We start from the raw sequence: 19,452 nt of genomic DNA, 5'->3' as shown, positions 1-19,452 counted from the left end.
GGGCAGGCGTCCCACACCCCGGACAATGGATTGGACAAGTCCGCCGGGGCCCGACGCATCATGGGTGCGCCGGAGCCGTACAGGAGCACGTGAAGCACGTGAGCACCAAAGGAGTCACCGTGAGGGTCGGAATCGTCGGAGCCACCGGGCAGGTCGGGTCGGTCATGCGCAAGATCCTCGTGGAGCGGGCCTTCCCGGTCGACGAGCTGCGCCTGTTCGCCTCCGCGCGCTCCGCGGGCACCGTCCTGGACGGCGTGACGGTCGAGGACGCGGCCACCGCCGACTACACGGGCCTGGACATCGTGCTGTTCTCGGCGGGCGGCGCCACCTCGCGCGCCCTGGCCGAGAAGGTCGCCTCCCAGGGCGCCGTCGTGATCGACAACTCCTCCGCCTGGCGCGGCCACCCCGAGGTCCCCCTGGTGGTCTCCGAGGTCAACCCGCACGCCGTCAAGGACCGCCCCAAGGGCATCATCGCCAACCCCAACTGCACCACGATGGCCGCGATGCCGGTGCTGCGCCCGCTGCATGGCGAGGCCGGGCTGACCGCCCTGGTCGCCACCACCTACCAGGCCGTCTCCGGCTCCGGCCTGGCGGGCGTGGCCGAGCTGCACACCCAGGCCCGCGAGGTCGCCGAGACGGCCGACCGGCTGACCTTCGACGGCGGCGCGGTCGAGTTCCCCGAGCCCGGCGTCTACAAGCGCCCCATCGCCTTCAACGTGCTCCCCCTGGCGGGCAGCATCGTCGACGACGGCTCCTTCGAGACCGACGAGGAGCAGAAGCTCCGCAACGAGTCCCGCAAGATCCTGGAGATCCCGGAGCTGAAGGTGTCCGGCACCTGCGTGCGCGTGCCGGTCTTCTCGGGCCACTCGCTCCAGGTCAACGCCCGCTTCGAGCGCCCGATCAGCGTGGAGCGCGCGTACGAGCTCCTGAAGGACGCCCCGGGCGTCGAGCTGTCCGAGATCCCGACCCCGCTCCAGGCGGCGGGCAAGGACGCCTCCTACGTGGGCCGCATCCGCGTCGACGAGACCGTCGAGCACGGCCTCGCGCTGTTCCTCTCCAACGACAACCTCCGCAAGGGCGCCGCGCTGAACGCCGTCCAGATCGCCGAACTGGTGGCGGCCGAGCTCAAGGGCTGAGGACCGCGGACGGCCGAGGGTCTCGGCCGCCGAGGGGGGCGGGCGCTTCGACGGCGGCCGCCCCCTCGCCCGTGCTCACCCGCCCGTGCGGCGGGCACGAGCCGCCACCGCGAGGGCCAGCGCCGCGAGAGCGGCGCCCAGCCACAGCACGCCCGGCTCGCCCGCGCGGTCCACGGCCAGGCCTCCGGCCGCCGCGCCCAGCGCGATCGCCGCGTTGAACACCCCCGAGAACAGCGCCGTCACCGCCTCCCTCGCCCGGGGCGCGGCGGCCGAGAACCAGTTCTGCCCGGCGACCGAGACACCGCCGTAGGCGAGCCCCCACACCACGAGCAGGGTGACGGCCACGGCCGCGCCGTCGCCGAGGGCGGCCAGGAGGAACAGGGTGGCCGCGAGCGCCGCCGCCATGGTGCGCAGCGCCCGGCCAGGGGAGCGGGCCGAGACGGTGCCGCCGAGGAAGTTCCCGGCGACGCCCGCGACGCCGTACAGCAGGAGCAGTGCGCTGATGGCGCCGTCGCCGATCCCATGGGCCCGTTCCAGGACCGGCCGGACGTAGGTGTACGCGGCGAAGTGGCCGGTGACCAGCAGGGCCAGGAGCAGCAGGCCGCTCCGGATCGACGCGAGCCGCAGGACGGCACGGAAGGCGGCCGGGCGCACGGCGGACTCGGCGGGCAGCGGCGGCAGGAGGGCCGCGAGCAGCCCGGCGACGATCGCGGCGAGGAGACCGACCAGCGCGAACCCCCAGCGCCAGCCCGCGAGTTGACCGGTCAGGGCGCCCGCGGGGACGCCGACGACGGAGGCCACCGCGATCCCGCTGAAGATGACGGCGGTGGCCCGGCCGACCGCCCGCGCGGACACGAGCCGGTGGCCGAGCCCGGCCGCGACGGCCCAGATCCCGCCGACGCACACCCCGACGAGCAGCCGGGCCGCCAGGAGCACCGCGAAGACGGGGGCCAGCGCGGACGCCAGGTCGGCGAGGGCGAGCAGCAGGGCCAGGCCGACCAGGAGCGAGCGCCGGTCGGCGCGGCCCGCGAGGGCGGGCAGCAGGGGCGCGGTGAGCGCGGCGACCAGGCCGGGCAGGGTGACGGCGAGCCCGGCGGTCCCCTCGGAGACGTGGAGGGCGACGGCGATCGGGCTGAGCAGCCCGACGGGCAGCATCTCGGTGGTGACGACGCTGAAGGTGGTGGCGGCGACGGCGAGCACGGCGGCCCGGCCGCGCGCCGGACTCAACACCCTGGCGGAGGAAGGCTGTTCGGGGGCGGTGTCCATGCCCCCCACCTTTCGGCGCCCGGCCGCGGGGAACAACGGCGAAGCGCACCTGACACCGTTCGGCGCGGGGGCTCGGCGCGACCCTGCGGATCGGCTTCCAGGGCCCCGGGGCGGGGACAGCGCGCGGCTACGGGAGTTCGCCAAGGCGCTGAAGGAGGCCGGTCAGGGGCGGCGCACCTCGAAGTGGAAGCAGCCGTATTCGACCGCGCGGACGTGCACCAGGGCGACCTCCGGGTCGGCGAACGCCTCGTCGAGGGCGGCGTCGAAGGCGGGGGTCGCCTCCTCGGGGAGCGTCAGGAGCCGCCCTCCCAGGATGTGCCCGTCCCGGCTGTAGCGGCGCAGGACCCGAAGCGCCCCCGGCCGGGTGGAGGGGTACTCCTCGGTGGCGGGGCCCTCGCACTCCTCGGCGTGGATGAAGACGGGACCCTGCTCGTCGTAGGCGCCCGGGGTGGCCGAGGTCTCGGCGGCCCAGCGGCGCAGCGGGGCGTACGAGACGAGGGCCACCCGCTCGCCGGGGCGGATCGGGCGCAGGCAGCAGCGCAGCGGGGAGCCGCCCTCGTGGTCGGTGAACGGGAGGCACGGCTGCCCGGCGTCGTCGGTGTCGCGCAGCTGCTTGAGGACGGTGGGGTCGATGGGGCGTGCGGTGTAGGTCGTCATGCCGCAAGGGTGGTCGCGCGGGCCCCTGTTCACCGGCGGAAAACGGACATCGCGCTGTGCGCGTCGTGCGTGCAAGGATGGCCGGAAACATCACGATCTGATGGAACTGAAGCATCTGAAGGAGATGACCGGGTGCCTGGCACGAATCTGACCCGTGAAGAGGCGCAGCGGCGGGCCGCGCTGCTCACCGTTGACTCGTACGAGATCGAGCTCGACCTGAGCGGCGCGCAGGAGGGCGGCACCTATCGGTCCGTGACCACCGTGCGCTTCGATTCTGCCGAGGCCGGGGCGGAGACCTTCATCGACCTGGTCGCGCCGACCGTGCACGAGGTCGTCCTGAACGGGACCGCGCTGGACGCGGCCGCCGTGTTCGCCGACAGCCGGATCGCGCTGGCCGGGCTCGAAGCGGGCCCCAACGAGCTGAAGGTCGTCGCGGACTGCGCGTACACCAACACCGGCGAAGGCCTGCACCGCTTCGTGGACCCGGTGGACCAACAGGCCTACCTGTACACGCAGTTCGAGGTACCGGACGCGCGCCGGGTGTTCGCCTCGTTCGAGCAGCCCGACCTGAAGGCGACGTTCCAGTTCACCGTGAAGGCGCCGAGCGGCTGGACGGTGATCTCCAACTCGCCGACGCCGGAGCCCAAGGACGACGTCTGGGTCTTCGAGCCGACGCCGCGCATCTCCTCGTACATCACCGCTCTGATCGTGGGCCCGTACCACTCGGTGCACTCCTCGTACGAGGGCCCGGCCGGGCAGTCCGTGCCGCTGGGCATCTACTGCCGTCCCTCGCTCGCCGAGTTCCTCGACGCGGACGAGATCTTCGCGGTGACCCGGCAGGGCTTCGACTGGTTCCAGGAGAAGTTCGACTACGCCTACCCGTTCGCCAAGTACGACCAGCTCTTCGTGCCGGAGTTCAACGCGGGCGCGATGGAGAACGCGGGCGCGGTCACCATCCGCGACCAGTACGTGTTCCGCTCGAAGGTGACGGACGCCGCCTACGAGGTGCGCGCCGAGACCATCCTGCACGAGCTCGCCCACATGTGGTTCGGCGACCTGGTGACGATGGAGTGGTGGAACGACCTCTGGCTGAACGAGTCGTTCGCCACCTACACCTCGATCGCCTGCCAGGCGTACGCCGAGGGCTCGAAGTGGCCGCACTCCTGGACCACGTTCGCCAACTCGATGAAGACCTGGGCCTACCGCCAGGACCAGCTCCCCTCGACGCACCCGATCATGGCCGACATCCGCGACCTGGACGACGTGCTGGTCAACTTCGACGGCATCACGTACGCCAAGGGCGCCTCCGTGCTCAAGCAGCTCGTGGCGTACGTCGGCATGGACGAGTTCTTCCAGGGCGTGCAGGCCTACTTCAAGGCGCACGCGTTCGGCAACACCCGCCTGTCCGACCTGCTCGGGGCGCTGGAGAAGACGAGCGGCCGCGACCTGAAGGCCTGGTCGCGGGCGTGGCTGGAGACGGCCGGCATCAACGTGCTGCGTCCCGAGCTCGTCGTGGACGACGCGGGCACCATCACCTCCTTCACCGTCCTCCAGGAGGCCCCGGCGCTGCCCGCCGGCGCGCAGGGCGCGCCGACGCTGCGTCCGCACCGCATCGCGATCGGCTTCTACGACCTGGACGGGTCGGGCAAGCTGGTCCGCACGAACCGGTTCGAGCTGGACATCGAGGCCGCCGAGCGCACCGCGGTCGAGCTGCCCGCGGGCACCCGCCGCCCGGCCGTCGTGCTGCTCAACGACGACGACCTCTCGTACGCGAAGGTCCGCCTGGACGAGGAGTCCCTGCGGGTGGTCACCGAGCACCTGGGCGACTTCACCGAGTCCCTGCCGCGCGCCCTGTGCTGGGCCTCGGCCTGGGACATGACCCGCGACGGCGAACTCGCCACGCGCGACTACCTGGCGCTGGTCCTCTCCGGCATCGCCAAGGAGTCCGACATCGGCGTGGTCCAGTCCCTGCACCGGCAGGTCAAGCTGGCCATCGACCTGTACGCGGCGCCCGAGTGGCGCGACGCGGGCCTGACCCAGTGGACCGACGCGACGCTGGCGCACCTGCGCACCGCCGAGCCGGGCAGCGACCACCAGCTGGCCTGGGCCCGCGCGTTCGCCGCGACGGCCCGGACCCCGCAGCAACTCGACCTGCTCCAGGCCCTGTTGACGGGCGCGGAGGTCATCGAGGGGCTCGTCGTGGACACCGAGCTGCGCTGGGCGTTCGTGGAGCGGCTCGCCGCGACCGGCGTCTTCGACGAGCCGGAGATCGCGGCGGAGCTGGAGCGCGACAAGACGGCGGCGGGCGAGCGCCACGCGGCGACCGCCCGGGCCGCGCGGCCGACGCCGGAGGCGAAGGCCGAGGCGTGGGCGTCGGTCGTGGAGGGCGACACCCTGCCGAACGCGGTGCAGGAAGCGGTGATCGGCGGCTTCGTGCAGACCGACCAGCGTGAGCTGCTCGCGCCGTACTCCTCGAAGTTCTTCGCGGCGGTCAAGGGCGTGTGGGAGTCCCGCTCGCACGAGATCGCCCAGCAGATCGCGGTGGGCCTGTACCCGTCGCTGCTGGTCTCCCAGGACACCCTGGACGCGACGGACGCCTGGCTCGCCTCGGCCCAGCCGAACGCGTCCCTGCGCCGCCTGATCTCGGAGTCCCGGGCGGGCGTCGAGCGGGCACTGCGGGCCCGGGCGGCCGACGCGGAGTCCGCGTAGCGGAGCGGGGTGGGGACCCCCTGCGGGGCCTACCCACCCGACACCCCCTCGGAGCTCCACCCCGAACCCCGCTCCTCAAACGCCGGAGAGGCTGATTCCGCCCCCGCGCCCCGGGAAGGGCCGGCCAGCCCCCATCGGGGCGAAGCCCCCCTTCGGGGGTCTGGGGGCGGAGCCCCTGCCGGGGGTCTGGGCGCAGCCCCCGCAGGGGTGCAGGGGGGCACAGCCCCGCTGAGGGTCTGGGCGCAGCCCCGCCGGGGGTGCAGGGGGCGGAGCCCCCGCTGGGGGCTGGGGCGCAGCCCCCAGGAAAACTGACCTTTCCCCCCTCACCGCCGGAGGCTTTCGGGAAGGGGCGGGGTGGGGAATGAAGACCGCCCGGCGGACGGGCGTCGAACGCGCAACCGTGCCGCCGGGCGGAAAAGGGCGGGACCGGATCAGCCGGTCAACTCCGTGTAGCGGCGGCGGAGTTCGGCCGAGCCCTCGGCCGTCAGCGCCCCGTGCAGCCGCATCCGCGCCACCCCACCGTCGGGGAACGCGTCGAGACGGACGTGCGTCGCCACCGCCTGCGCGGGCAGGCGGAACCGGTGCAGCGCGTCCGGCTCAAGACGCGTACGCGGGATGATCTCGAACCACTCCCCCGTCTCACCGTTGCGCCCGCTCAGCGCCACCCACCCCGCCGCGTTCCCCTTCAGGTACGCCGTGTCGATCTCGACCGCCCTGATCGCCCCCTGTGCGACCAGCCGGAACCGTACCCAGTCGTTGGTGTCGCGGACGCGGCGACGGCGGTTCTCCCAGCCGTCGTCCATCTTCCGCGACGTACCGGGCAGGATGATCTGCGTCGGCGAGGAGTAGAACTTGTCGGACGCGTCCTCGTAGACACCGCCGTTGACGACCGCCACGAGGTCGATCGTGCCGAGCGTGTCGAGCCACTCCGGGTCGGGCACGACCTCGCCGTGCACGCGCAGGCGGGCGACGCCGCCGTCGGGGTGCTGGCAGAGCCGGACGTGGGTGTAGCGGCGGCCGGTGGTGATCTCGAAGCCGTTCTCGGCGTGGCCGCGCACCGGCGTGGGCGGGACGATCTCGTCCCACTTCACGTCGTCGGCGAGGAGCCGCTCGGGGCTCGGCGAGCCCTCGACGGAGGTGGCCTGGACCGAGACCCGCTGCGGGTAGTTGCCCCGGAAGTGCGCCGTGTCGACGACGATCCCCTTGATCACGCCGGGCGCGCCGAGGCGGACGAGCGCCCAGTCGTGGTCCTCGGGCGCGGGGAATCCGCCATCACGATCGTCGGCACCGCGACGGCGGCGGGTCTCCCAGCCGTCCATGATCTTGCCCTTGTGCCCGAAGTGCTCGGGGTCGAACACGGCCCGCTCGCGCACGAGCAGGTTCTCGCGCTCGGCGAAGAACTCGTCGTTGGCGGCGATGACTCCCGCGCCGAGCCGTCGGTCCGCGAGGTCGACGAGCTCGGTGAAGGCGAAGTCGCCGGAGCGGTAGTCGGCGTACGGGTCGCCGCCTCCGTACGGGGCGGCGTCGTTGGCGTGCGGGTCCTCTGCGGATGCGGCGGCGGTGTTCTCGTTGGCGGAAGTCATGCCCTGACTCTCGCCCGCCCCCACAGCTCACGTCCATCGAAAGTTTTCGCACAGTCCGTTCAGTACTGCTGAACAGCTGTGGCGGCTTGCCGCCATCTCCCCGCCTCCCGGCCGACCGATGCCAGAATCCCGCCATGACCACGACCTCAGAGATGATCACCGCGGCGGCCGCGGGCACCTGGAAGCTCGGCGACCTGACCGTCAACCGGATCGGGTTCGGCGCGATGCGCCTGCCGCAGCAGGGCCCGGCACTGCGTGCCGACGCCGCGCCGAGCGACCGGGAGCGGTCGATCGGCGTGCTGCGCAAGGCGGTCGAGCTCGGCGTCAACCACATCGACACCGCCGCGTTCTACTTCTCGCCGCTGCGTTCCGCGAACGAGCTGATCAACCGGGCGCTCGCCCCGTACGCCGACGACCTCGTCATCACCACCAAGGTCGGGCCCACCCGCGTCCCGTCGGGCGAGTGGGGGGAGCACGCCAGGACGCCCGGGGCGCTGCGCGGGCAGGTCGAGGAGAACCTGCGCCAGCTCGGCCGCGACCACCTGGACGTGGTGAACCTGCGCATCGTCGGCCCCGATCCGATCGCCGAGCGCTTCGGCGCGCTGGCCGAGCTGCGCGAGGCGGGGCTGATCCGGCACCTGGGCCTGTCCAATGTGCGCCCCGCCCACCTCGACGAGGCGCTGGCCATCGCGCCGGTCGTCTGCGTCCAGAACCCGTACGGCATCGGCGCGTCCGCAGCGCAGGAGGAGATGCTGCGGCTGTGCGGTGAGCGGGGCATCGCGTTCGTGCCGTTCTACGCGATCGCGGGGGCCGGGCGCGAGAGCGGCGCGGGCGGCACCGAGAGCGAGGAGGTGCTCGCCGTGGCGCGCGCCCACGGGGTGAGCGCGGCGCGGGTCCGCCTGGCGTGGACGCTGCACCGCGGCCCGCATGTGCTCGCCATCCCCGGCACCGGCGACCCGGAGCACCTCGTGGACAACGTGGCGGCGGGCGCGCTGCGCCTCACCGAGGACGAACTGGCCCGCCTGGACGCGGTCCACATCGGCGCCTAGGAGCGGGCGCCCTCCGGCGGCCGGGTGTTCGCGACCTCGCGCAGGGCGGTGAGGACCCGGGCCACCGCGGGCCCCTCCTCCGCCCCGCGCCGCACCGCCGCCACGACGTGCCGCCGCGGCTGGTCCGCGCTGAGTATCCGCGTGACGACGCCCGCGCGGCGGTCTGCGGCGGCCATGCGGGGCACCAGGGCGACCCCCATCCCGGCCTCCACCATGGCCAGGATCGCGGTCCAGCCGGCCGCGCTGTGCGCCTGTTCCGGCACGAACCCGGCCGCCTCGCAGGCCGCCGTGGTGATCTCCGACCAGGGTCCGCTGCCACCGAAGATCCACGGCTCGTGCGCGAGGTCGGCGAGCCTGAGCCCCGGCTCGGCGGCGAGCGGGTGCCCGGCGGGCAGCGCCACGTCGAGCGGGTCGGTGAGCAGCGGAAGCAGCGCGAACTTCGGGTCGCGGGCGCTCGGCGCGTGCGCGGCGAGGGAGAGGGCGAGGTCCACGGCACCGGCCGAGAGCAGTTCGTAGGCCTCGGCGGCCTCGGCCTCCCGCACCCGTACTTCCAGAGCCGGGTGGCTGCGGCGCAGCTGCTGCACGGCCGGTACGACGAGGGCGGGCACGGCGGTCGAGAACGCCCCGATCCGCACCTCGCCCGCCTCGCCCTGCAAGTAGCCCGCCAACTCGGCGTCGGCGCGCTCCAGTTGGGCGAAGACCGCTTCGGCGTGGCGCAGCACGAGATGGGCGGCGTCGGTGAGCCGCACGCGGCGCCCGTGTGCTTCGAGCAGGGTCACGCCGAGCTGTTTGGCGAGGTTGGACAGCTGCTGCGAGACCGCCGAGGGCGTCATGAGCAGCACCTCGGCGGTCGCGGTCACGGTGCCCTGCTCGCGCAGGGTCCGCAGGATGTGCAGCTTCTTGATGTCCCACTCGCTCATGGGACGCAACATACCGGCGCCCCCTAGCGGCGGGATCCGAGGACGACCCCGCCGAGGATCAGCGCCATGGACACCAGCCGCGCCGGGCCCATCGCCTCACCGAGCAGGGGGTAGGAGAGCAGGGCCACGCAGACCGGCTGGAGGTAGTAGACGACCCCGGCGCGGGCGGCGCCGATCAGGGCGATCGCCTTGTTCCAGGCGAAGAAGGCGACGGCGGAGGACAGGACGCCGACGTAGAGGAGCGGGCCGACGGTGCCGGGCGTCGCGGCGAAGCCGCCCTGGACGGCGAGGCTGATCCCGTACGCGGGAGCCAGCATGAGCGCGCCCAGCACGAAGGTGGTCAACAGGAAGGCGAGAGCGCCGAGTTCGGCCGGGCGGCGGCGCAGCAGCACGCTGTACGAGGCGAAGCTGAGGGCGGCGGCGACCATCCAGAGGTCGCCCGGGGCGAGGTCGAGGGCGAGCGAGCCCTTGGTGACGAGGAGGAGCACCCCGGCCACCGCGACGAGCAGCCCGATCGTGCGCCGGGCGCCGAGCCGGCCGCCGGTGAGCCGCTCGTGGACGGCCATGAGGACCGGCGAGGCAGCCATGATCATGCCCATGTTGCCGGCCGAGGTGGAGGTACCGGCCTGGTTGACCAGGGTGTTGTAGACCGTGATGCCGAGCAGCGAGGCCGCCGTCAGATAGCCGAAGTGGCGCCGGATCAGGGCCCGTTGGCGCCAGGCCTCGCGGGCGGCGAACGGGGTGACCGCGGCGATGGCGATCAGCCAGCGCCAGAACGCGGCCTGCACGGGCGGGACCGAGTCGTGCAGCGCCCGGGACGCGACGAAGCTCCCGGACCAGACGACCGTCGCGACGGCCGCGAACACGAGCCCGAGCCCGGAGGCCTGCCCCGCCCTCTTGGCCGAGGTGGCGCGCGGTGTGCTGGGGACTCGGTCCAGGACGGTCACGATGACTCCGTTTCGTGCGGCGGGTGGGTGCGCCCGGCGGGTGGGTGGGCCCGGGTGGGTTGGTGTCCCCCGGGCCCCGACAGGCCCCTACCGTCGCACCGCCGGACCGGTCAGGTCCATCGAAAGTTCCCGTTTGATGTCTTCAGCAGAACTGAACGTTTGGGTGGTCGCGACCGGCCGCTTCCTGGGCGTGGCCTGTCCGGCGAGCGTGGCACCGAAGGCGATCGCCATGCCGAGCAGCTGGACGGGGGCGAGCGCCTGGCCGAGCGCCGCCCAGCCGATGACGGCCGCGGTGAGCGGCGAGAGCGGCCCGAGGAAGGTGACGGAGGTCGCGGTCATCCGGCCGATGCCGCGGAACCAGAGCCAGTACGCGATGGCCGTGTTCACCAGGGCGAGGTAGACGTATCCCGCGATGTTGCGCCCGTCGAGGGCGGGCGGCGCGCCCTCCACGAAGAAGGCGACCGGCGCGATCAGGAGTCCGCCCGCGGTGAGCTGCCAGCCGGTCAGGACCAGCGGCCCGGCCCCCTCGGGCCGCCCCCACCGCTTGGTGAACACGGTGCCCGCCGACATCGAGGCGGACGAGCCGAGCGCGGCGAGCACCCCGATCGCGTCGAAGGAACCGGCCGCCTTCAGGACCACGAGGCTGACCCCGAGGGCGGCCGCGATGCCGGTGAGCAGGGTGCGCAGGGTGGGCTTCTCGCCGAGGAACAGGGCGGCGAGCCCGGCCACCCAGAGCGGTCCGACGGAGCCGATCACCGCGGCCATGCCGCCGGGCAGCCGGTAGGCGGAGAGGAAGAGCAGCGGGAAGAACGCCCCGATGTTCAGCGCCCCGAGCACCACCGCCTTCCACCACCAGTCCCCTCGGGGCAGCCGTCTGGTGAGCGCCAGCAGGGCGAGCCCGGCGGGCAGCGCCCGCATCATGCCGGTGAACAGCGGCCGGTCGGCGGGCAGGAACTGGGTCGTGACGAAGTAGGTGGACCCCCAGGAGGCGGGCGCGAGCGCGGTGAGGGCGACGGTGACGAGTCGGTTGCGGTTCATGACGGGGCTCCCTGTGAACGGTGGGGTCGGGACGGGGACGGCTCAGCGGGCGGCGACGGCCGCGGGCACCGCCGCGATCGGCGCGACGGAAGCGACCGGGACGACCGGGGCGACCTGGACGGCGCTCTTCGGCAGCGCCCGCTCCAGGCGCAGCAGGCCCCCCGCCGCGGCCAGCGACGTGACGACGAGCAGCAGCCACGGCAGCCGCCCGTCGGCCGCCATCAGCGCCGTGAAGAGCGAGGGCGCGACGGCCGCGGAGAGCGACCAGGACAGCTGGTACGCCGCGAGGTAGCGCCCCCGCAGGGCCTCGGGCGCGGCCGTCACCGAGAGCGCGCCGGCCGAGGGGCTGTGGACGAGCTCGCCCAGGGTGTACAGGACGACGATGAGCAGGAGCGCCCCGCCCAGCACGATCCCGGAGCCGGGCCGGATCGTGCCGAGCACGATCTGCGCGGCGAAGGCGGCGGCGAACAGGAGCGAGCCGAGGGCCGCCGAGCGGGTGCGACGGGCCCCGCGGGAGCGGACCCGGGCGGCGATCACGACCCCGCCCGCCGCGCACATCACGGTGTTGAGCGTGAACGCGATGCCGGTGATGGCCTGCGGGCCGCGCAGCCAGGTGGTGATGTAGAGCGGGAAGAGGACCGACAGGGCCGAATAGCCCAGCGCGTTCAGGAAGTTGACCGCCGTCAGGCCGAGGAAGGGCCGGTCGGCGAAGACCTGGCGGTAGCCCGCGGACGGCCGGGCCGCACCTTCCGCGGGTGCCTGCCGCTCGGCCCGCACACCCCGCATCAGGACGGCGGCGAGCGCGAAGCTGGCCGCGTTGAGCCAGGCCGCGACGGTGAACCCGGCGTCCCCCGCGAACCCGACGACCAGCGAGGCGAGCAGCGAGCCCGCGCCGAGCCCGCCGTTGCGCAGGGCGCGGGAGGAGGCCTGGAGCCGGTCCCGGTCGGCACCCTGGGCGACCTCGCCGAGCAGCGACTGCTGGACGGCGGGGAAGGCCCGGTCGCCGAAGGCGGTGGCGAGAGCGACGGCGGCGAAGGCGGGCAGTGCGTGGGCGAAGGGGTAGAGAAGGAAGCCCGCGCCGCGCACCCCGTACAGCAGGAGCTGGACGCGCTGGGCGCCGTACCGGTCGACGGCCGCCCCGGCGAGCGGCAGCGCGCCGAGCCCGAGCAGTCCGACGACGGTGAGCACGAGGCCGACGGTGGCGAACGGGAGCCCGGTGACATGGTGGAAGAAGACCAGGCTGAACGGTACGTACATCCCGGAGCCGGTCGCGTCGACCGCCATGGCGACGAGCATCCGGCGTTCCCCGGCTATGCGCGGGGTGCGGGTACGACTGCGGAACGTACGCATGAGGACTCCGGGGACGAGGAGGCGGGGCGGGCGTTGACTTGACGGAAAGTAGCTTACTCGTAAGCTACTTTTCGTCAAGCAACTTTCTTGCGCCCGATCGACCCGGCTCGGATACTGGACGCATGACCTCCGCGAAGACGACACCCCCGACCCCGCCGGACGCCCCCTCGGACGCGGTGGACGCCATCACCGCCCAGTGGGCGGCGGTCCGCCCGGACCTCGACACGGTCCCGATGGCGGTGTACGGGCGGATCTACCGGATCGCGCGCGCGATGGGCGACCGGATGGAGAAGGAGTACGCGACGTTCGGCATCGGGCGGGGGGAGTTCGACGTCCTCGCCACGCTGCGGCGCTCGGGCGACCCGTACACGCTGTCCCCGCGTCAGCTCTCGGCGACGCTGATGCTCACGACGGGGGGGATGACGGGGCGGCTGGACAAGCTGGAGAAGGCGGGTCTGCTGCGCCGCAGCCCCGATCCGCACGATCGGCGGGGGCTGCGGGTCAGCCTCACGGAGAAGGGGCTGAGCCTGGTGGACGCGTCCGTGACGGCCGGTCTCGCCGCGCAGACCTCGGTTCTGGCCTCGGCCCTCTCCCACGCCGAGGCCGACCAGCTCTCGGGACTGCTGCGCAAGCTGCTGGCCGCGCACTGAGTGGCCCCGCGGGGGGTGTTTGCCCCCCGCACCGGGGGCTGCCGCGCCCCGACCCCGCTTTCGTCCGCGGGCCGTACTCGCTTCTCGCGCAGTTCCCCGCGCCCCTTGGCGGCATCGTGCTGGCCAGCAGAGGCAACCTCAGCCCGTCCGGCGATTGAGGACGAGCGCCGTTCAGGCGCGAACCGGGGTCTGGGGCGGAGCCCCAGGGCGCCCGCGGACCGTGCGTGGTTGCTCGCGCAGTTCCCCGCGCCCCTTGGCGGCATCGTGCTGGCCCGGAGGGGCAACCTCAGCCCGTCCGGCGATTGAGGACGAGCGCCCTCAAGGCGCGAACGGGGTCTGGGGCGGAGCCCCAGGGCGCCTGCGGACCGTGCGTGGTTACTCGCGCAGTTCCCCGCGCCCCTAGCGCGCTTCAGGGGGTTCGGGAGCCCCCGGAGGGTTTCGGGGAGGGGCGGGGTGGGGGATTCCCCCCGGGGTGGGGGCCAAGCGCGGGCGCCCGCCGGGTCGGCCCTCGCGGGGGGGGCGGAACGGGCGGGCGGGTGGGGAGAAACCCGGAGGGCTACGCCTTCTTCGGCGCCTTGCGGGACTTGTCCAGCACCATCACGAGACCGGCGATGATCGCGAACAGCGCGATGGGCGCGACCACGAACAGACCGATCGTGTCGATCACGCTCAGACCGGGGCCCGGGTCGTCACCGTCATCGCGCGTGAGCGCGAGCGCGGGGGACGACATGAGCAGCATCATCAGCGTCGTACCGGCTGCTACGGCGCCGGCGCGCAGGGCGTTCTTCTTGTCCACGGTGCAAAGTTAGCGAACGCCCGAGCAGGCCGCGCGCCCGGGGGTGCCGTAGGGGGCCCGCACGGCGGGAAGCCCCACCTCAGAGGGTGCGCCCGGGGCGCTCCGCCCGCGGGAACACCCGCATCAGTTCGTGCAGCCGGGGCGAGGCCGCGATGGCCTCCAGGGGCAGCGGCTGGCCGTCGGGGCCCGCCACCGGGAGGCGCCAGTTGGGGTACTGGTCCCACGTGCCCGGCAGGTTCTGCGGTCTGCGGTCGCCGACGGCGTCGGGCAGCCACACCCCGACCATCCGGGCCGGGGTGCGCAGCAGGAAGCGGTAGACGGCGCGGATCTCGGCCTCCTCGTCGCCGGGGGCGTCGGGGAGCAGGCCCAGGCGCTCCAGGTAGCCGAGCCATTCGGTCACCTCCGCGCGGGCGGCGCCCTGCTCCTGGGCGAGCGGGCTCGTGAGCAGGCCGAGGCGGTGGCGGAGCTGGACGTGCTCGCCGGTGAGCCGGGCCGCGGTGGAGGGGAGGTCGTGGGTGGTGGCGGTGGCCACACAGCCGGGCCGCCAGGACTCGGGGGCCAGCGGACGCCCGTCACCCGCCCAGTCCCGCTCGAACCAGAGCACCGAGGTGCCGAGCACCCCCCGCTCGGCGAGGGTCTCGCGTACGCCGGGCTCGACCGTGCCGAGGTCCTCCCCTATGACGACGGCGCCCGCCCGGTGCGCCTCCAGGGCGAGGACGGCGAGCATCGCCTCGGCGTCGTAGTGGACGTACGTGCCGTCGGTGGGCGGCCGCCCCTCGGGCACCCACCAGAGCCGGAACAGGCCCATCACATGGTCGATGCGCAGGGCGCCCGCGTGGCGAAGGAGGCCCTGGAGCAGCCCGCGGTACGGGGCGTACCCGCGGGCGGCCAGCACGTCGGGGCGCCAGGGCGGCAGGCCCCAGTCCTGGCCGCGCGCGTTGAAGGCGTCCGGGGGCGCCCCGATGGACATGCCGGGCGCGAAGGCGTCCTGCTGGGCCCAGGCGTCGGCGCCCTCGGGGTGCACCCCGACCGCGAGGTCGTGCACGAGGCCCACCGGCATGCCCGCCTCGCGGGCCGCGCGCTGGGCCGCGGCGAGCTGGGTGTCGGTGAGCCAGGCGAGCCAGCAGTGGAAGTCGACGCGGTCGATGAGCTCGCGCCGGGCGCGGGCGGTCGCGGCCGACCGGGGGTCACGCAGCCCCTCGGGCCAGCGCCGCCAGTGCGGCCCGTACCGCTCGGCGAGCGCGCACCAGGTGGCGTGGTCCTCCAGGGCCTGGCCCTGCTCGGCGAGGAAGTCGCAGTAGGCGGCCCGGCGCCCGGGCGCGAGCGGCACCCGGTGCAGGATGCCGAGGGCCTCGCGCTTGAGCTCCCACACGGCGTCCCGGTCGATCAACTCACCCTTGGCCAGCACCCGTTGGCGCAGCGAGGCGGCGCGCGCGATCAGCTCGTCGAGGGCGGCGCGCCCGGTGGCGTACGCGTACTCGGGGACGTCCTCGACGCGCAGGTGCACGGGGTCGGGGAAGCGGCGCGAGGAGGGGCGGTAGGGGGACGGGTCGGTGGGGGCGCCGGGCACGGCCGCGTGCAGGGGGTTGACCTGCACGAACCCCGAGCCGATGGTGCGCCCCGACCAGCTCGCGAGCTCCGCGAGGTCGCCGAGGTCGCCCATGCCCCAGGAGCGGGCGGACAGCAGCGAGTAGAGCTGGACCAGGAAGCCGTGCGTGCGGGACGCGGGCTGCGGCAGGGCCTCCGGCGCGACGACGAGCGTCGCGGACGCGGTGCGCCCGTCCCGGTGGCGTACGTGCAACCGGTGTACGCCGAGCGGGAGTTGGGCGACCGGGGTGCCGGTCACCGTCAGGTCGTCGGACAGACCCGGCACCGGGCCGTCGCCCCAGCGCACCAGCGTGGGGGGCAGCAGCCGCGCCGCCTCGGCGGCCTCGGCCTCGGCCAGGGCCCGGCGCACCGCGGCGGGCGTCGACGCGTCGACGCCGAGCGCGGCGAGGACGGCGACGACCGTGGCGTCCGGCACATCGACGGTGACGCCCGCCGACGGGGAGTAGGACGTGGCCACGCCGTGCCGGGCGGCGAGCCGGGCCAGGGTCATGGCGTCAGAAGCCCGCGGCAGCGGCCACCGGCGTGGGCTCGCTGGTCAGCGGGGCGATCTCGGCCATCGGGGGTTCACTGATCAAGGGCTCGGCGTCGGCCATGGGGGGCTCACTGGTCAGCGGCTGCTCGGGGGCGGTGGCGACCACGGGGGCCTCCAGGTTCGGTGGACGGCAGGGACAGAGATGCCCTACCCAGCGGACGGCCCGCCAGACGTTCCGCCGCACACAAGCTCGTACCGGGTCCATCACACCAGGCATATCAGACACATCGGCCACGCGCATTGACACCCTCGGCAGACGGGTGGTGGGCTCGTGGCTCACGCAGTGTCAGGTGAGGAGTGGCCCGTGCAGCTCGGCCGCGGGAAGAGGGCGACGGCCCTGGCCATCGCCGTGATCGGCGGCCTGATCGGGGCCGCGCCCGGCGCTCTCGCCACCCCGGCCGGACCCGCCCTCACCGCCCGGGACCCGGCCCTGGACACCGGCCCGCTGCCCGAGGTGTGGCCCCGCCCACAATCGCTGACACCCGCGGGCTCGCCGGTCGTGTTCGGCGGCGAGGCGGTGCTGCTCGCGGACCCCGGCGCCGATCCGTACGCGGTGCAGGCCCTCGCGGACCTCCTGAAGGCGGCCGGGGTGCGCACCCTGCACCTGCAACTGCCGGGCGCCGGGCCGGTGTTCCGGCTCGGCGGGTCCGGCGCCGACGACGCGCTGCGGGCGCTGCGGGTGCCCGCGCGGGGCGATCTGCCCTCCGGGGGCTACCGCATCGCGTCCGGCCGGGTCGGCGGCCGGGACACGGTGGCGCTCGACGGGGTCGGCGACGACGGCCTGTTCCACGCCGTACAGACGCTGCGCCAGCTGCTCGGCAGGGACCGGCACGGGGACGGGCGGATCCCGGGCGCAATGGTGCGCGACTGGCCGGGCACGGCCGTGCGCGGCACCACCGAGGGCTTCTACGGCCGGTCCTGGAGCCTCGAACAGCGCCTGGACCAGCTGGACTTCATGGGCCGCACCAAGCAGAACCGTTACCTGTACGCACCGGGCGACGATCCCTACCGCCAGGCCCAGTGGCGCGACCCGTACCCCGCCGAGCAGCGGGACGGCTTCCGGGCGCTCGCCGAACGGGCGGCCCGCAACCACGTGACGCTGGCCTGGGCGGTGGCGCCCGGCCAGGAGCTGTGCCTGTCCTCGGACGCCGACGTGGCGCGGCTGAACCGCAAGTTCGACGCGATGTGGGCGCTCGGGGTGCGGGCCTTTCAGCTGCAGTTCCAGGACGTCTCGTACAGCGAGTGGCACTGCGACGCGGACGCGGAAACGTTCGGCTCGGGCCCGGCGGCCGCGGCCAGGGCGCACGCCCGGGTGGCCAACGCGGTCGCGGCCCACCTCGCCGCGGCCCATCCGGGGTCCGAGCCGCTGTCGCTGATGCCGACCGAGTACTACCAGAACGGCTCGACCGCCTACCGCGACGCGCTGTCGGCCGCGCTCGCCCCGGCCGTCCAGGTGGCCTGGACCGGCGTCGGGGTCGTGCCGCGCACCATCACCGGGTCCGAACTGACCGACGCCCGGGCCGCGTTGGGCCATCCGCTCGTCACGATGGACAACTACCCGGTCAACGACTACGCGCCGGGCCGCATCTTCCTCGGCCCGTACACCGGCCGCGAGCCCGCGGTCGCGGCGGGCTCGGCGGCCCTGCTCGCCAACGCGATGGAGCAGCCCGCCGCCTCCCGCATCCCGCTGTTCACGGCCGCCGACTTCGCCTGGAACCCGCGCGCCTACCAGCCGCGGGCGTCCTGGCGGGCCGCCGTCGACGACCTGGCGGGCGGCGACCCGCAGGTGCGCGAGGCGCTGACGGCCCTGGCGGGCAACGACTCCTCGTCGGTGCTCGACGGTTCCGAGTCGGCGTATCTGCGCCCGCTCATGGACGCCTTCTGGACGGCCCGCACCGGCCCGGACGCGGCGGCGCGCGATCGCGCGGCCACCGAACTGCGGGCCGCGTTCGCGGTGATGCGGCAGGCCCCGCAGCGCCTCGCGAACGCGGCGGTGGGCGGTGAACTGGCGCCCTGGCTGGACCAGTTGGCCCGCTACGGGCAGGCCGGGGAGCTCGCCGTCGACCTGCTCCAGGCCCAGTCGGCGGGGGACGGCGCGGCGGCCTGGCGGGCCTCGCTCGCGCTGGCCCCGCTGCGCGAGGCGGCGGCCGCCGCTCCGGTCGTCGTGGGCAAGGGCGTCCTCGGCGCGTTCCTGGACCGGGCGGCGCGGGGGGCCGACGCGTGGACGGGCGCGGACCATCCGCGCACCGACGTCACCGCGGCGCCGGACGCCTACACGGTCGGGCTCGGCGGCGGCCGCCCGGTGCAGGCGCTGACTGTGATGGCGCAGCCGGGCACGACCGGCGAGGTGCAGGCGTACATCCCGGGCGACGACTGGCGCACCCTGGGCCGGCTCGACGCGTCCGGGTGGACGCAGATCGCGGCGAACGGGGTGCGGGCCGACGCGGTGCGGGTGTCCGGCGGCGCGTCGGGCGTGCGGCGCCTGGTGCCCTGGTACGCGGACGCCCCGCAGGCCCTGCTGGCCCTGGACCGCGCCACGGCCGACGCCGACATCGGCGGGGCCCCGCAGCGGATCACGGCCTCGGTGGCCGCGATGGGACCCGCGGACGTGCGGGGCGCGCTCACCGCACGGCCCCCGCGGGGCATCACGGTGCGCCTGCCCGGAGGGACCGTCGTGGCCCGCGGCACCCGCACCGGCGTGCCGGTCGAGGTGAGCGTGGCGCCGGGCACGCCCGCGGGCGAGTACCGGGTGCCACTCGCCTTCGCGGGCCAGGAGACCACCCTGACCGTGCGGGCCTACCCGCGCACCGGCGGCCCCGATCTGATCGCGGGCGCCGGGGCGACCTCCTCCGGTGACGCGGACCCCGCGTTCCCGGCCCGGGCGGCGGCCGACGGCGACCCGGCGACCCGCTGGGCCTCGCTCCCGGACGACGGCGCCTGGTGGCAGGCCGAGCTCGCCGGGCCCGCGCGGGTCGGCCTGGTGGTGCTCCAGTGGCAGGGGGCCGGTGCCGCGCGCTACGAGGTGCGGGTGTCGTCCGACGGGCGTAGCTGGAGTACGGCGGGGACCGTGGACGCGGGGAAGGGCGGGCGTGAGTCGGTGCGGATGGACGCACGGGACGCCCGCTTCATCCGGGTCCAGGTGGTGAAGCGGGCGTCCACGGCGGGGTGTTCCCTGTGGTCGGTCGAGGCGTACGCCGTGACGCGCTGACCC

The 19,452-nt window shown here is 74.4% G+C and carries 15 protein-coding genes; 5 read left to right on the top strand and 10 right to left on the bottom strand.

Translation table 11 applies throughout. The annotated features are described in order from the left end of the window. Positions 1 to 119 precede the first annotated feature (119 nt). Entirely contained in the window at positions 120 to 1,136 is a 1,017-nt protein-coding gene (locus tag DT019_RS12515; RefSeq protein ID WP_114036927.1) for an aspartate-semialdehyde dehydrogenase, read from the top strand. Between the two features lie 75 nt (positions 1,137 to 1,211). On the opposite strand, the gene DT019_RS12510 is transcribed toward DT019_RS12515, so the two are convergent. Together DT019_RS12510 and DT019_RS12505 are read right to left on the bottom strand one after the other, a co-directional pair. After that, positions 1,212 to 2,402: an MFS transporter gene (locus DT019_RS12510; protein ID WP_114036823.1), complete on the bottom strand. Its 1,191-nt coding sequence runs from the start codon at positions 2,400 to 2,402 to the stop codon at positions 1,212 to 1,214. A gap of 162 nt (positions 2,403 to 2,564) precedes the next feature. Next, complete coding sequence (locus tag DT019_RS12505; protein ID WP_114036822.1) at positions 2,565 to 3,059, bottom strand: DUF1203 domain-containing protein; 495 nt, start codon at positions 3,057 to 3,059, stop codon at positions 2,565 to 2,567. 132 nt (positions 3,060 to 3,191) lie between these two features. On the opposite strand from DT019_RS12505, the gene pepN reads away from it, so the two are divergent. Continuing rightward, entirely contained in the window at positions 3,192 to 5,768 is a 2,577-nt protein-coding gene (pepN, locus tag DT019_RS12500; RefSeq protein ID WP_114036821.1) for an aminopeptidase N, read from the top strand. A 431-nt stretch (positions 5,769 to 6,199) separates the two neighbouring features. Here the strand turns inward: pepN and alc are convergent, their stop codons facing one another. After that, positions 6,200 to 7,351 (bottom strand): allantoicase, encoded by a 1,152-nt coding sequence (alc, locus tag DT019_RS12495; RefSeq protein ID WP_114036820.1) that lies wholly within the window; start codon positions 7,349 to 7,351, stop codon positions 6,200 to 6,202. Between the two features lie 134 nt (positions 7,352 to 7,485). On the opposite strand from alc, the gene DT019_RS12490 reads away from it, so the two are divergent. Next, positions 7,486 to 8,400, top strand: coding sequence for an aldo/keto reductase (locus DT019_RS12490; protein ID WP_114036819.1), 915 nt, complete (start codon positions 7,486 to 7,488; stop codon positions 8,398 to 8,400). Here the strand turns inward: DT019_RS12490 and DT019_RS12485 are convergent. The 4 genes from DT019_RS12485 to DT019_RS12470 all read right to left on the bottom strand — a co-directional run bounded on the left by DT019_RS12485 (position 8,397) and on the right by DT019_RS12470 (position 12,655). Continuing rightward, on the bottom strand, positions 8,397 to 9,320 hold the full coding sequence (locus tag DT019_RS12485; protein WP_114036818.1) for a LysR substrate-binding domain-containing protein: 924 nt from the start codon (positions 9,318 to 9,320) through the stop codon (positions 8,397 to 8,399). The two genes, DT019_RS12490 and DT019_RS12485, sit on opposite strands and share 4 nt — an antisense overlap. A gap of 23 nt (positions 9,321 to 9,343) precedes the next feature. After that, on the bottom strand, positions 9,344 to 10,267 hold the full coding sequence (locus DT019_RS12480; protein ID WP_411292703.1) for a DMT family transporter: 924 nt from the start codon (positions 10,265 to 10,267) through the stop codon (positions 9,344 to 9,346). Positions 10,268 to 10,354: 87 nt separating this feature from the next. Continuing rightward, the gene (locus DT019_RS12475) at positions 10,355 to 11,305 is read right to left on the bottom strand and encodes an EamA family transporter (protein ID WP_114036817.1); all 951 of its coding nucleotides are present in this window, start codon (positions 11,303 to 11,305) and stop codon (positions 10,355 to 10,357) included. Positions 11,306 to 11,347: 42 nt separating this feature from the next. After that, complete coding sequence (locus tag DT019_RS12470; RefSeq protein ID WP_114036816.1) at positions 11,348 to 12,655, bottom strand: MFS transporter; 1,308 nt, start codon at positions 12,653 to 12,655, stop codon at positions 11,348 to 11,350. A 122-nt stretch (positions 12,656 to 12,777) separates the two neighbouring features. Between DT019_RS12470 and DT019_RS12465 the strand changes: the two genes are divergently transcribed. Beyond that, the gene (locus DT019_RS12465) at positions 12,778 to 13,305 is read left to right on the top strand and encodes a MarR family winged helix-turn-helix transcriptional regulator (protein ID WP_114036815.1); all 528 of its coding nucleotides are present in this window, start codon (positions 12,778 to 12,780) and stop codon (positions 13,303 to 13,305) included. Positions 13,306 to 13,861: 556 nt separating this feature from the next. Here DT019_RS12465 and DT019_RS12460 read toward each other — a convergent pair. From DT019_RS12460 to DT019_RS41050, 3 genes are all read right to left on the bottom strand, one after another. Further along, positions 13,862 to 14,101: a hypothetical protein gene (locus DT019_RS12460; RefSeq protein WP_078966529.1), complete on the bottom strand. Its 240-nt coding sequence runs from the start codon at positions 14,099 to 14,101 to the stop codon at positions 13,862 to 13,864. 79 nt (positions 14,102 to 14,180) lie between these two features. Beyond that, a complete protein-coding gene (gene malQ / locus DT019_RS12455) occupies positions 14,181 to 16,199 on the bottom strand; it encodes a 4-alpha-glucanotransferase (protein WP_114036814.1) in 2,019 nt (672 codons plus the stop codon). 4 nt (positions 16,200 to 16,203) lie between these two features. Then, complete coding sequence (locus DT019_RS41050; RefSeq protein WP_388978409.1) at positions 16,204 to 16,425, bottom strand: hypothetical protein; 222 nt, start codon at positions 16,423 to 16,425, stop codon at positions 16,204 to 16,206. Between the two features lie 120 nt (positions 16,426 to 16,545). Here DT019_RS41050 and DT019_RS12450 point away from each other — a divergent pair, with 120 nt between their 5' ends. After that, the gene (locus tag DT019_RS12450; RefSeq protein WP_114036813.1) at positions 16,546 to 19,449 is read left to right on the top strand and encodes a beta-N-acetylglucosaminidase domain-containing protein; all 2,904 of its coding nucleotides are present in this window, start codon (positions 16,546 to 16,548) and stop codon (positions 19,447 to 19,449) included. Positions 19,450 to 19,452 lie beyond the last annotated feature (3 nt).

Origin of the sequence: Streptomyces sp. SDr-06, from assembly GCF_003324565.1 — a bacterium.
In the GTDB taxonomy this organism is placed as follows: Bacteria; Actinomycetota; Actinomycetes; order Streptomycetales; family Streptomycetaceae; genus Streptomyces.
Note: the sequence above shows the minus strand (reverse complement) of the source record. Positions and strands in the feature narration are given on the sequence as shown.

Bases quoted from the DNA above. Each gene is read 5' to 3' on its own strand.
- DT019_RS12465 (WP_114036815.1), top strand. From the start codon at position 12,778: ATGACCTCCGCGAAGACGACACCCCCGACCCCGCCGGACGCCCCCTCG.
- alc (WP_114036820.1), bottom strand. From the start codon at position 7,351: ATGACTTCCGCCAACGAGAACACCGCCGCCGCATCCGCAGAGGACCCG.
- DT019_RS12485 (WP_114036818.1), bottom strand. From the start codon at position 9,320: ATGAGCGAGTGGGACATCAAGAAGCTGCACATCCTGCGGACCCTGCGC.
- malQ (WP_114036814.1), bottom strand. From the start codon at position 16,199: ATGACCCTGGCCCGGCTCGCCGCCCGGCACGGCGTGGCCACGTCCTAC.
- DT019_RS12470 (WP_114036816.1), bottom strand. From the start codon at position 12,655: ATGCGTACGTTCCGCAGTCGTACCCGCACCCCGCGCATAGCCGGGGAA.
- DT019_RS12490 (WP_114036819.1), top strand. From the start codon at position 7,486: ATGACCACGACCTCAGAGATGATCACCGCGGCGGCCGCGGGCACCTGG.
- DT019_RS12505 (WP_114036822.1), bottom strand. From the start codon at position 3,059: ATGACGACCTACACCGCACGCCCCATCGACCCCACCGTCCTCAAGCAG.
- DT019_RS12510 (WP_114036823.1), bottom strand. From the start codon at position 2,402: ATGGACACCGCCCCCGAACAGCCTTCCTCCGCCAGGGTGTTGAGTCCG.
- DT019_RS12475 (WP_114036817.1), bottom strand. From the start codon at position 11,305: ATGAACCGCAACCGACTCGTCACCGTCGCCCTCACCGCGCTCGCGCCC.